Genomic DNA, 13,677 nt, shown 5'->3' on the forward strand with positions numbered 1-13,677 from the left:
GAATACACAGTTATTATCCTTATAAAAAAGCCCTGGTCTGAGCCAGGGCTTTGAATGCGACACCTTAGTTTAAACGGCGTTTAGGCAATGCAAATGCAATAAGTTAAGCTCACGAAGGGCCACAGAAAATTGAGCAAACTCATGGCTAGACGACACCTTAAAGTCTGTCAACAACTGGCGCCAGCGATTAAGGGCATTATCATGCTCTTCAAGCCATTGGGCCAGCATATTAGCGCATTCATCTTCCCCTTTACAATGTTTCAAAATCACCGCCGTGAGATTGCGTTGCTGCTCATCTAAGTCTTCTCTAAAGGCGGCACGCGCTTGGGCTTGCCAATGATTACTGACGGCTTGCTGATTAATTTGCTCTAAGAACCAATGCAACTCTAACTCGGCACCTAAGTGGAAATATAACCGTGCCACACTCGTCAGCTCTTTATCTTGTTGTTTCGCAATTTGAGCTAAGTCAAAAACAGAAAACAAGCGACTTAAAAAGACAATACGCTGACTCACTGTGGGTGAGACCCCCTGCTCTGTCAGCTCATCTATTGCTTCTTGCAAGGCACTCGCCTCAGACGGTACTAACAGCTGAGGTAGTTGTTCGGCTAAACAAGCAAAGGCGGGCTTAAACTGAGCAATATTCTCAGTAATAGATAAGCTACGATCGCGGCTTCGTAATAACCAACGGGTAGCACGGCGAATAATGCGACGCACCTGGTTAAACATGGTCAGCTGCACTTCAGCCGGCGCTTGGTTATCGAGCGCTTCAATATCGCGCAATAAAGCATCCATGCCAAACACATCGCGTGCAATCATAAAGCTGTGTGCAATATCCGCCATACTGGCGCCAGTTTCTTCTTGTAAACGCATGGCAAAGTTAAAGCCCATGTCATTAACCAGAATGTTGGCTAAGCGCGTGGCAATAATTTCACCGCGCAAAGGATGGTGCATTAAGGCATCCCCAAAACGCTCCACTAACAAGCTGGGCATCGTTAAGGGTAATAACTGAGCTATGTAGTCATTGTTGGTAATGTCAGGGATATTGAGGGTGTCTTTTAACGACATCTTGGCATAGGCCACTAAAATCGCCAGCTCTGGGCGAGTCAGCCCACGCCCTGCTGCCATGCGCTCAGATAACTCATCATCACTTGGCAGATATTCTAATTGGCGATCCAATTTACCTTGGCGCTCTAACCATTGAATAAAGTGCTGTTGCTCTTTAAGCGCAGCAGGCCCTTTCGCCTCGGTTATAGAAATAGTTTGCGACTGACGATAGGCATTAGTCAGCACAATTTGAGCCACCTCATCTGTCATGTCATACAGCAACTGATTACGCTGCTCCATCGACAGCTCACCTTTATCGACTAAGGTGGTTAGCAAAATCTTAATATTTACTTCATTATCGGAGCAATCTACGCCGCCTACGTTATCAATAAAGTCGGCGTTAATCCGCCCACCGGCATTCGCGTATTCAATGCGCCCTAATTGAGTACAGCCTAAGTTTCCGCCCTCGCCCACAATACGAGTTTGCAGCTCATTACCGTTAACGCGCACCGCGTCATTGGCACGATCGCCCACTTCACTGTTACTTTCAGAGCTTGATTTTACATAAGTGCCAATACCGCCATTCCATAATAAGTCCACCTTGGCCGTTAACAAATGGCGAATAACTTCGGTGGGTGTCAGGCTGGTTTTATCCGTAGCCAGTAAGTGCTGCATTTCTGGGCTTAAGCTTATGGACTTGGCCGAGCGCTCAAATACACCGCCCCCGCTGGAGATGACGTTTTTATCAAAGTCTTGCCAGCTAGAGCCTGGAGTATTAAACAGTCGCTCGCGCTCTTGATAGCTGGTAGCCGCATCGGGATTGGGGTCGATAAAGATATGCAAATGGTTAAAGGCGCCCACTAAACGAGTATGTTTAGAGCGTAACATGCCATTACCAAACACATCGCCCGCCATGTCACCCACCCCTACCGCGGTAAAATCGGTGGTTTGACAATCAATTCCCAACTCACGGAAATGGCGCTTCACTGACTCCCAACCACCGCGCGCGGTAATGGCCATTTTTTTATGGTCATAGCCCACAGAGCCACCTGAGGCAAAGGCATCGCCTAACCAATGCTGATATTGGGCACTAATCTCATTGGCGATATCTGAAAAAGTAGCCGTGCCCTTGTCAGCGGCAACGACGAGGTAATAATCGTCATCATCAAAGCGCACGACTTCTTTTGCGGGCACCACTTGGCCATCGATAATATTGTCGGTGACATCTAATAAGGCACGAATAAATAAGCGATAACAGGCTTTACCTTCTGCTAAGAAAGCAGCGCGATCCCCTTGGGGCAATTGCTTACAGACGAAGCCGCCTTTAGCGCCCGCAGGCACAATGACGGTATTTTTTACTTGCTGCGCCTTCACTAAACCTAATACTTCGGTTCTAAAGTCTTCACGACGATCAGACCAACGCAAGCCGCCACGGGCCACTTTCCCCCAGCGCAAGTGCACGCCCTCTACCCGAGGGGAATACACAAAAATTTCATACATGGGTAGCGGCTTTGGCATTTCACTAATGGTACTTGGCGCTAACTTATAAGAGATATACGACTTGTACTCACCCTGCTCAGTCGTTTGATAAAAGTTAGTGCGCAGTGTCGCCTCAATGGCCTCCATAAAGCGGCGAATAATACGGTCATCATCGAGGTTGGCCACATTATCGAGCTCTCGCATTAACTGATCATGCAACTGCTGCTGAACGGCTTCATCAAAGGGCTGAACTAAAGAAAAACGCTGCTCAAATAACTTAAAAAGCAACTGCGCGAGAGCCGGATAACGGGCCAGAGTTTCTTCAATATATTGTTGGCTAAAGCTCACGCCAATTTGGCGCATATACTTAGCATACCCACGCAAAACACTTATCTCGCGCCCCGTTAAATCACTGGCTAACAACAAGCGGTTAAAGCCGTCATTTTCCAGCTCCCTGCCCCACACCTTGGCGAAGGCGTGTTGAAAACGCGCTTGGCAATGTTCCAAATCTAAGGGGCCGCCAGGATACGACATGGAAAAGTCTAATATCCAGAAGGTGTCGTCAGCGGTACTCACTTGATGAGGTGTTTCGCCGATAATGCGCAGCCCTAAGTTTTCTAACATAGGCAATACATCGGATAAGTGAATAGGCTCATCTTTGTGATACAGCTTTAAGCGCACCCGATTAGAGTCCGGTGCTTCTTCTTGGGCACGATAAAACAACATCCCTAGCGGTTGGCTGTCACTTAACTCTTCTAGCTTTTCAATGTCTGCTACCGCTGAGCCTGGCATGATCCGCTCTGTGTAAGAACGACCAAAAGCATGGCCATATTTGCTAAATAGCGCACTGGCTTGGGCCTCACCTTTGCTTTGGATGAGCGCTTCACTAAATTGGTCTTCCCAGCTGCGTGCGGCTTCAATTAAATTTGCTTGAATTTTATTCACATCAATGTCCATTGCGTTATCTGACACTCGTATTAAATAATGAGTGCGGGCTAAGACGCCTTCAGAAAAAAAGGTGCTAAATTGCACGGCTTCTTCAGAACCAAAATATTCTTTTAACAGTGCCTGAGTCTTTTTGCGCAGCGCAGTATTAAAACGCTCTTTGCTAACATAAACCACGCAGGAGAAAAAACGGCCATATAAATCACGGCGCACAAAAAGACGTGTTAAATCTCGCTCTTGCATGCCGAGCACACCCAAGCCCACAGCGGCCAGCTCTTGCTCGCTCGCCTGAATTAATTCATCGCGCGGGTAGCTTTCTAAAATATTAGCCAGTGATTTATAAGCATGACTGCCGGCCACTAAGTTGGAGTGGGCGAGCACCCGCTCAATTTTTGCGCCAATCAAGGGAATGGTGCGGGCATTAAGCTGATAAATATTAGCGTCATAAAGACCGATAAAACGGTCTTCACCCACCACTTTACCTTGCTTATCAAAGCGCTTAACGCCGATATAATCGATATATGAGGGGCGATGTACGCGCGATTGATGGTTGGTTTTAGTTAAGATTAATAAATGAGGACTTAGGGCAGCAGCTCGAGCATCAGGACTTAAACTACTCAGTGCTAAAGGTTGTGCTTGGCTGGCATTACGTAATAAACCTAAGCTAGTGTCTAGCTCGGGTAATAAGGTTTGCTGCTCACCCTCGCCGCTTAAGCGATAACGGCGATAACCCATTAACGTGAAATTGTTATTGGCTACCCAGTTTAAGAAATCCAGTGTCTCAGTCACTTCTTGGGCTGGCGCGCTGCTTTGTTGGCTAGGCAAGGTGTTTATCACCTCAGTTAAGCATGTCATCATCGGCTGCCAGTCCGCTACCACTTGCAACACTTCTTTTACCACACTCAGTAATTCTTGCTGAAGAGTGTTACGCGCTTGTTCATCATTTAAGCGACCAATTTCAATTAAGAACGCCGTTTCCAACGGATGAACATTATCCGCTACTTGGCGCGATAGTATGTCGCTAAGTTGGCCCTGTTCATTGCGTATTACTTGCATGGGCTGGTGCAACATAAAATGGGCTTTCATCTCTAAGCGAGCCAAGACCATGCGAATAGAGTCCACTAAAAACGGCGCATCTGGGCACAACACTTCAACTATAGTGTGAGGCGATTGCCAGCCGTGGCGCTGCAGCTCGGGATTATAAACGCGCACATAAGGAGCGGTGTGCTCAAGATTGGCAAACGTTTGCCATAGATTAATGGTGGCACCATACACATCGCTGGCATTGCGATGGTGGAGATCATAGTCGGTAATGCCACTGTAGAGCTCAGTAATAAATTGATTCACTAGCGGAGCAAGCTGCTCTGGAAATTTTTGACTAACCTGCTCCGTTACTTTGTCGAGCAAAACGGATCTTGCTGGGGGTGTAAATGACATCAGTTATCTTCCTCGAATACAAGCAAGAGCCAATAGAGCGTGAGCCCTAGCGCAATGCAACAGTGTATGCCCGCCCTATTTTGAATGCGAGTAAGGGCCGTAGAAATGCGGTCAAAGTATCGACTCGATCACTTGGTTGGCGAATATTTTAAAGTTAGCTACTGTCTCAAACCCGATCGGTATTTGCAAGCTTATGAATAAGTTAGCGCAATTTTTGAATAGTTATTAGAGCGTTTATAAAACGCAGCTGAATAGACGAAAAGATCAGTGACTAGTGATTGGGGATTGGGGATTGGGGATTAGTGAGTAAGACGCAGGAGTTGCTGAAAGGCATTATCATTATCTAGGGTTATTTCAAAATAGCCTTGCAAACCTTGGTGGCTAACAAAAGGACGAAAGTGATGCAGCCCAATTTGCAGCCGCACCCCTTGCTCTGTGTGTACCGACAAGGCCGCATGGCGGCCTTGGTAATAGCTTAATAGCTGCGCTGGCGAAATAGCCAAGTGAAAGCGCAGCCGTCGCATTAGGCAAGAGCCTTAGCGATTTTTTCGTATAAATCCCCAGATAAGTCGGGCAAGTCCATCAACTGTTGTAAGCGTGCTTTAATTAATGACTGGCGCTGATCATCTAGTCGCGCAAATTGAATAAGCGGTGTAATCAGGCGCGCAGCAATTTGCGGATTACTGGTATTGAGCAAGACTAACACCGACACTAACTTATCATAACCACTGCCATCAATGGCATGAAAAGCCAGAGGATTACCATTAGCAAAAGCCCCTATCACGGCACGTACCCGATTAGGATTAGTTAAACTAAAGGTAGGATGAGCCATTAACTGATCAATGCGCGCCACCGCAGCGCCATCTTCCATAGTCGCTTGTAAACGAAACCAATTATCGAGCACTAAGCCATCGTGTTGCCATTTTTGCTCAAAATCCGCCAACATAGCTCCGGCACAGGCAAGCTTAGCGTGAACGGCGGCTTTCATGGCACCTAAAGTGTCGGTCATATTATCTGCTTGCTGATATTGGCGTTGGGCGTGTGTTTCCTCACCCGCCAATGCCAAATAGCCTAGCGCTACATTTTTTAACGCGCGCTTAGCAATATCGGTATGCTCAACTTGATAATTAGGCGTTTGATTTTGCTGATAGGCTTGGCGCCATAACGGTGCCAAGCGAGTGGCTAATTCCTGTTGCAATTGTGCATGAGCTTCTCCCACCACACTAATATCTACTTGCTCAAATAGCTCAAGTAAACTGTTGATAGTGGGCAAGGTAAGCATCTCGGCTGCTAGCGCAGGATCGAGGCTGCTATCTTGTAAGGTGCTAGTAAACACCTCGAGTAAAGACTGAGGTACAGAGCTTAAAGCGCCGCCTTGGCGCTGTGCTACATTAGCAAGCACCGCATTATTAATCAGCGTTTGAATGGCATCCCAGCGTACAAACTCATCAATGCTGTGCATCGTTAGCAAACTCAGTTGCTGATCGCTATAAGGATAATCAAGCTTCACCGGCGCTGAAAAAGATTGTAAAAGTGCGGGCACCGGTTGGCTGGGCACATTATCAAAAATAAACTCTTGCTCCGCTTCTATTACATCCAATACCGGATTAACACTGTGACCTTGTAACGTTAAGGTTAAGGGCTCACCTTGCTCAGTATATAAGGCCACGCTCAGTGGAATATGCAACGCCAGCTTTTGGCTTTGATCATGAGTAGGCGGGGTAACCTGACTCACAGTTAAGCTATAACGCTGGTGATTTGCATCATAGTGATCGCGCACCTTTAATACTGGTGTACCCGATTGACTGTACCAGCGGCTAAAGCGAGTAAGATCGCGCCCACTCGCCTCACTCATGGTCGCTAAAAAGTCCTCACAGGTGGCTGCTTGGCCATCAAAGCGCTGTAAATATAAGCTTAAGCCGCGCTGAAACGCACTTTCACCCACTAGGGTGTGCAACATGCGGATCACCTCGGCCCCTTTTTCATACACTGTCAGCGTATAAAAGTTGTTCATTTCAATGACGGCATCGGGGCGAATAGGATGCGCCATGGGCCCCGCATCTTCAGCAAATTGTAAGCTGCGTAACATGCGTACATTTTGAATCCGATTGACTGAGCGAGAGCCTAAGTCTGACGAGAACTCTTGATCACGAAAAACCGTTAAGCCTTCTTTAAGAGAAAGTTGAAACCAATCGCGACAGGTGACGCGATTTCCCGTCCAGTTATGAAAATACTCATGGCCAATCACCCGCTCTACATCTAAATAATCGGCATCGGTGGCAGTTTTATCATCGGCCAACACAAATTTGGAGTTAAAGACGTTTAAGCCTTTATTTTCCATGGCTCCCATATTAAAAAAGTCCACCGCCACTATCATGTAGATATCAAGATCGTATTCTAACTGACAGCGTTGCTCATCCCATGCCATGGCCGCTTTTAAGCTTTGCATCGCAAAATGGGCGCGGTGTAAGTTTCCTTTATCTACAAAAATTTCTAGTGCTACATCACGGCCACTCAGGGTGGTGAAACGGTCTCGCAGCACATCAAAATCCCCGGCCACCAGAGCAAACAGGTAGGCAGGTTTAGGGAAGGGATCTTGCCACTGTACCCAGTGGCGCCCATCATCTAATACTCCCGCATCAACTTTATTACCGTTAGATAGTAAATAAGGGCAGCTGGTGGCGTCCGCAGTAATGCGCGTGCTAAAGCGGGCCAATACATCCGGTCTGTCTAGATAATAGGTAATGCGGCGAAAACCTTGTGCTTCACATTGGGTACAAAAAGCACTGCCCGACTTATATAAGCCTTCAAGAGCAGTATTAGCACTGGGATTAAGCTCGGTTTTAATGGTTAATACGCACTCTTGGGGCAGTTGCGATAAAATTAAACTGTGCTCGGTTTGCTGATATTGGTTAAACGCAACGCCATTAACCGCGACTTCTAATAAGGTCAGTTGCTCACCGTCTAACACTAATGGCTCATCGTGCTCACCGTGGCGACGAACGCGACTAATGGCGACCACTTGGGTGGCACTATCATGCAGCTGAATATCCAAGTCTAGGGTGTCAATCCAATAATGAGGCGCTTGATAATCTTCACGGTATTGGACAGTAGGATTTATCTGGGTCATATAAAAACCTCAATAGTGGGCAACAGATGCATAACGGGGCGCCAATAAAAAAGCCCAACAGCCTAAAACACGGTGTTGGGCATGATTAATTAGTCTTTATAGTGCGCGAGGTCGGCGGTGATGCGCGCCGCTTCTTCTAGAAAGCCATCATCAGGCTCAAAGTCAGTGGGTGCAGCATCTAAGTCAGACACAGTATCGAGACCCGCCCGTTTTAAACGGTCATTGAGTCTGGCCAATGATTTAGCATCTTGCTCTTGCATCTCAGCTTTGCGCTCTTCTAGATTTAGCGAGACGGACTTTTTATCTTTTAGCTTTTTGTATTCTTTTATGTCTTCAAATACATAAGCAAACTCAGGATCTTGCTCAATCCGCGCTTGGTGGCGCTGGCGAAGTGGCCCAATAACAGAAGATAAGTCTTGGACGGGCTTAAAGTCTAAACTCTCCACTTGATCCCAAGGCAATGCATGTTTTTCTAGGCTTTCACCGGTATCGTCTGCAGCCACGGGGGTGGGAAAAGCAATATCAGGTTTAACCCCTTTATTTTGCGTACTGCCGCCGTTAATACGATAGAACTTGGCAATAGTAAATTGTACAAATCCCATGGGGTGTTCATACAAGTCATACATCCGCGACAAGCTGCGATGTTGTTGTACTGTACCCTTACCGAAGGTGTTTTCACCTAAAATCAGTGCGCGGCCATAATCTTTTAGTGCGGCGGCAAAAATTTCTGATGCCGAGGCCGAATAACGATCCACTAATACTGTCATAGGACCATCATAGGCAATGGCTTCATCATCATCGCCATTCACAGAAATACGCCCTAAGCCATCGCGGATTTGCACCACAGGCCCACTTTTTATAAATAGGCCAGTTAAGGTCGAGGCTTCCGTTAAAGCACCGCCGCCATTGCCCCGTAAGTCAATCACTAAGCCCTTAATGTCTTCTTTTTTAAGCTTAGCGATCTCTTTAGCAACATCAGCACTTAAGTTCACGTAAAAACTCGGTATTTCAATCACGCCAATGTTTTCATCATTGACTTCAATCACTTTGCCACTGGCCGCTCTGTCTTCTAAGCGCACCGTATCGCGGGTAAGTTCAATTTGCTTAGGCGGGCCGGTAACCGCTTTACCTCGTTGAATTTGAAGCCAAACTTGCGTGCCCTTTTTGCCTTTTATAAGCTCCACTACTTCATCTAGGCGCCAGCCTATAACGTCGGTAATCTTATTGGGGTCTTGACCTACGCCAATAATACGGTCATCAGGCTGTAACTCGCCAGACTTCGCCGCCGGCCCACCCGGTACTAAAGAGCGGATCACTGTGTAGTCATCTTCGCTTTGTAATACCGCACCGATGCCCTCTAGAGACAAATTCATTTCCGTCTCAAAGCGCTCAGCATTACGTGGGCTTAAATAGCTAGTATGCGGCTCTATGGCTCTGGCAAAAGCATTAGTAAAGCTTTGGAAGGCATCTTCACTTTCGCTTTGGGCCAAGCGTTTAATGGCATTGTTATAGCGCTTAGTCAGCGTTTCTTTAATTTCATCCCAGTCTTTGTCCGTTAAGGCCAAACTTAGGGCATCGTATTTCACTCTTTTTTGCCAAAGCGCATCCAGCTCAGCTTGGTTTTTAGGCCAGTCTGCTTCACGACGATCAAATTGGTAGTGATCATCTTCATCAAAAGTGATGGGGTTATCGAGCAAAGAAAGGGCATATACAAAACGCTGATAGCGTTTTTTTAAGCTTTCGTTATACATCTGATAAGCCACATCAAGCTGACCGGCTTTAAGCGCATCATCAAAACTATCTTGATAGCGCTTAAAGCGGTTGATGTCGGCTTGCGTAAAGATGTTTTTGCCAAAATCTAAGCTTTCGATATAGCCATCAAAAATCAGTTCAGAAAACGCATCATCAAGTTTAAATTGACGATAATGGGAACGGGTGAACAGCGCGGTAACCCGCTTGCTGGCAGCCGCATGCTGACTTTCTGGTGCCAATACAGGAATGGCTGAAGCATCCGTGGCCGGCGGTACCGCCCAAGCAATACTCGCCGCCATGATGCCGGCGGCTACCAAGGACAAACGAATTCCGTGATTGATCAAACCCTACTCCTTAAAGAATAAGATGCTCAAATTTAACGCGCAGTGAAAGACCGGTTTGTAATTCCACTTGCACATCATCGCGAGTTATTTCTTTCACTGTTCCCGCTACTGGCGTTGAGCCCAGTACCACCCGCACCGCTTGCGCTACTTTTAAGGTGGCAGGATCAACCGGCGTCGCCTTAGCAGAAGGTGAAGCAGCGGTGTCAGACGTTGCTTTGGCTTTTGGCTCGCTCTTAGGCTGTGCTTTTGCTTTAGGCTTAGATTTTTTTGCCGTTGGTTTATCTTTACGAGCACCAAAGACTTTTTCTTTGCTCTCTTTTAGCGCGCCTTTAGCATGCTCTACATGCTCTTCGGTTAACTCACCGCACGCTTGACCTTCTAAGCCTACGCGGACTTGTCCCGCTTTTAAGCCATGAAGATAGCGCCAGCTTGACGTATATTGACGTAAAGCCGTGCGCAATAAGGTCTTGGAGACTTTAGGATCCTCACCTAACTCTGCGGCGAGATCTTGAAAGATACCAATTTTTAAAGGCTTGGCTTCGCCATCAGCGATAAAGCACTGCGGGAAGCGTTCCGCTAAATAAGCGATAACTTCTTTACTGTTTTTTAATTTTTCCGAGTTTTCCATGAAATACCTTGGTTTAAGACCTAAGGGCGCACCGCCCACGAAACTGCACATATTATAAAGAGCGCACAGACAAAAGCGACCCCGACGTTACAGTAAGGAGCTAATGCTCGCCACTAAAAGCCCCAACCCCCTTTCATCTTCTTCATCAAAGCGATCAAATGTGGGACTGTCAATGTCCAACACCCCCCAAATTTCTCCATTTTCTCTCATCGGCAATACAATTTCTGAGTTACTTGCGCCATCACAGGCGATGTGGCCCGCAAACTCATGTACATTAGCAACACGTTGGATGGCACCGCTTATAGCGGCTTTAGCACAGACACCGCCTGTCAAGGGTAGGCGCATGCAGGCAGGCTTGCCTTGAAAAGGCCCCAGCACTAAGCTGTCTGACTCACGAAAATAAAAGCCAACCCAATTAATATCCGGCACTGCTAAATTGAGTAGCGCGGATAAATTAGCCAACTTGGCCAGCCGATTAGGCTCACCTTCACATAAGGCGTGAGCTTGGGCGGTTAAACTTTGATAAAATTCTAATTTGTTAGACATACACAGAACACCGAATAAAGATGACTTAACTTACCTGTCCTTTCTTCAAATGAAAACCCAGTGATGGTGATTGATGGATAATAACAGCGCTGTGCCCCCACTATTACAATGGTCAAATATTGTCACTATGATGCGAAAACGTAAATCTGCGCTGATTTACGCTCATATTTTTGCACTATTAGGGACCTTGCTTGCGGTGCCCGTGCCCTTATTAATGCCCTTATTAGTTGACGAGGTATTGCTTGAGCAACCCGCTAAGTTAGTAGCCGGTTTAAGCTGGATACTTCCCACAACTTTGCAAACCGGCATTGGCTTCATTTTAAGTGTGCTGGTGATCACACTGTTACTGCGCTTATTTTCGTTAGTCTTTAACGTAATCCAAGGTCGCCAATTTGCACGGGTGGCTAAACATCTTACCTTTCAAATTCGCAGCTTATTAGCCGAACAACTCCTGCGCACTCCTTTGCGTGCCTTTGAGTCAGTAGGTGCGGGCAGCGTGAGTTCACATTTTGTCACCGATGTAGAAACCCTAGATAAATTTTTAGGCGAAACCTTAAGTCGATTACTCATTAGCTTATTTAGTGTGATTGGCACAGCTGTGGTGTTATTACTGCTTAGTTGGCAGTTGGCTTTATTTATTTTATTACTCAATCCGGTGGTGATTTATTTCTCTAGCCGCTTAGGCGCCAAAGTAAAGCACCTTAAACGTAATGAAAATACTGCCTTTGAATTATTTCAACAGGCACTGGTGGAAACCCTAGATGGCATCCATGAGATACGAGCGGCGAATAAGGAACGCCATTATTTACTGCGCGTGGTTGACAGTGCGCGCGGCGTACGCGATAGCGCCATTGATTATGCTTGGAAAAGTGAAGCCGCTAATCGCGCCAGCTTTTTATTGTTTTTATCCGGTGTAGAAGTGTTTCGCGCCACCGGCATGATAATGGTGCTGTTAACAGATTTATCGGTGGGAGAGATTTTCGCCGTCTTTAGTTATCTGTGGTTTATGATGGGCCCCATTCAAGACTTACTCAATATGCAGTATTCCTTTTATGCCGCCAGCGGCGCGCTAAAGCGTATTAATGGCTTACTCGCTTTAGGCACCGACGCTGAACAATCACTGCTTAGCCCGTCCTCTTCAGGCATGGGAGTTGATCCTTTCCTAGGAAAAACGACGCTAGCCATCGAAGTGAACAACTTAAGTTTTTCTTATAATGCCGAGCGCAAGATTTTAGACCAAGTGAGTTTAAAAATTAAAGCCGGAGAAAAAGTGGCATTAGTGGGAGCCAGCGGTGGCGGTAAGTCTACATTTATTCAGTTATTGTTAGGGCTCTATCCGGTCGATAGCGGCCAAATTTTATTTGGGGGAGTAAATAGTCAAGATATTGGCTTTCCGATTATTCGTGAGCATATTGCGACCGTCCTCCAGCAACCGGTGCTATTTAACGATACCCTACGGGCAAATTTATGTTTAGGCGATGAGCATAGCGATGCCAAAATTTGGCAAGCACTGAGTGTGGCTCAACTGACAGAGGTCGTCTCTGCTATGCCCGAGGGTTTAAATACCCAAGTAGGACGAAGAGGCATGAAGCTATCGGGTGGTCAACAACAACGCTTAGCGATTGCGCGCATGATCTTAAAAGACCCCGCCATTGTAATTTTAGACGAAGCGACCTCAGCGCTAGATACTGAGACCGAGCATAAACTTCATCAGGCTTTAACCAGCTTTTTAGCGGGGCGTACCACCTTAATTGTGGCGCATCGGCTTAGCTCTGTGCGCCAAGCCGACCGAGTACTGGTGTTTGAAGAGGGTAAAGTCAGTCAATCTGGTACCCATCAAGAGCTGTTAGCCACCCCTGGCTTGTATCGTACCTTATATCAATAATTACGCGACGGCGTGAATGGTCTCGCTACTAGCTGTACCAGCATCATCAGCGACTTCGGTTATGGCGCCCTCTTTAACGGCGGGTTTAGATGACTTTTTTGCAGCGACTTTTTTAGGGCCGCTTAATTGGTCTTGGTGCTGGGCTAAAAAGAGGGCCAAGGCCTCACGATCACTTTCTGCTAATTGCACGGGGGCTTGACTCAGTACCTGGTCGAGGTGCTCAGCTAAGTCCAACAATTTATCAAAAGCATCTGCTTCTTTTTTATTGGTAAACGTCATTTTTTCGATTCCGTTTCTAACCACGAGATATTGTATTGTCACTGCCATAACGGACTCCTTATCTGTATATGTATACAGTAATATTTTGTAGGCGTAGTTGCAAGCGCTCATCTGCTTGGCGAGGCTGCCACTAACTTAAGCGTGATAACATTATGACGCACTTCAGCTTATACTGAGCGGCGCTAACCTAGAGGGGTTAAGCTCAGAT

General features: G+C 46.7%; 8 protein-coding genes. 1 reads left to right on the forward strand and 7 read right to left on the reverse strand.

Annotated features, from left to right (window positions below; genetic code table 11):
- Positions 1-69 precede the first annotated feature (69 nt).
- The 6 genes from CBP12_RS03580 to CBP12_RS03605 form a co-directional block, all read right to left on the reverse strand.
- Positions 70-4,905, reverse strand: a complete 4,836-nt coding sequence (locus CBP12_RS03580; protein ID WP_086963023.1) for an NAD-glutamate dehydrogenase — start codon at positions 4,903-4,905, stop codon at positions 70-72.
- Positions 4,906-5,204: 299 nt separating this feature from the next.
- Positions 5,205-5,429: a DUF2835 family protein gene (locus CBP12_RS03585; protein ID WP_086963025.1), complete on the reverse strand. Its 225-nt coding sequence runs from the start codon at positions 5,427-5,429 to the stop codon at positions 5,205-5,207.
- A complete protein-coding gene (gene pepN / locus CBP12_RS03590) occupies positions 5,429-8,035 on the reverse strand; it encodes an aminopeptidase N (RefSeq protein WP_086963027.1) in 2,607 nt (868 codons plus the stop codon). The genes CBP12_RS03585 and pepN overlap by 1 nt, the downstream gene beginning before the upstream one ends.
- Positions 8,036-8,124: 89 nt before the next feature.
- Complete coding sequence (prc, locus tag CBP12_RS03595) at positions 8,125-10,131, reverse strand: carboxy terminal-processing peptidase (RefSeq protein WP_086963029.1); 2,007 nt, start codon at positions 10,129-10,131, stop codon at positions 8,125-8,127.
- 10 nt (positions 10,132-10,141) lie between these two features.
- Positions 10,142-10,759 carry an RNA chaperone ProQ gene (gene proQ, locus CBP12_RS03600; protein WP_086963031.1) on the reverse strand — a complete coding sequence of 206 codons (618 nt, stop codon included), beginning with the start codon at positions 10,757-10,759 and terminating at the stop codon, positions 10,142-10,144.
- An 87-nt stretch (positions 10,760-10,846) separates the two neighbouring features.
- Complete coding sequence (locus CBP12_RS03605) at positions 10,847-11,305, reverse strand: GAF domain-containing protein (protein WP_086963033.1); 459 nt, start codon at positions 11,303-11,305, stop codon at positions 10,847-10,849.
- A gap of 73 nt (positions 11,306-11,378) precedes the next feature.
- On the opposite strand from CBP12_RS03605, the gene CBP12_RS03610 reads away from it, so the two are divergent.
- Entirely contained in the window at positions 11,379-13,190 is a 1,812-nt protein-coding gene (locus tag CBP12_RS03610; protein ID WP_086963035.1) for an ABC transporter ATP-binding protein, read from the forward strand.
- Here CBP12_RS03610 and CBP12_RS03615 read toward each other — a convergent pair whose 3' ends face one another.
- Positions 13,191-13,517 carry a YebG family protein gene (locus CBP12_RS03615; protein WP_086963037.1) on the reverse strand — a complete coding sequence of 109 codons (327 nt, stop codon included), beginning with the start codon at positions 13,515-13,517 and terminating at the stop codon, positions 13,191-13,193.
- Positions 13,518-13,677: the final 160 nt, after the last annotated feature.

It is taken from the genome of Oceanisphaera avium, from assembly GCF_002157875.1.
Classification (GTDB): domain Bacteria; phylum Pseudomonadota; class Gammaproteobacteria; order Enterobacterales; family Aeromonadaceae; genus Oceanimonas; species Oceanimonas avium.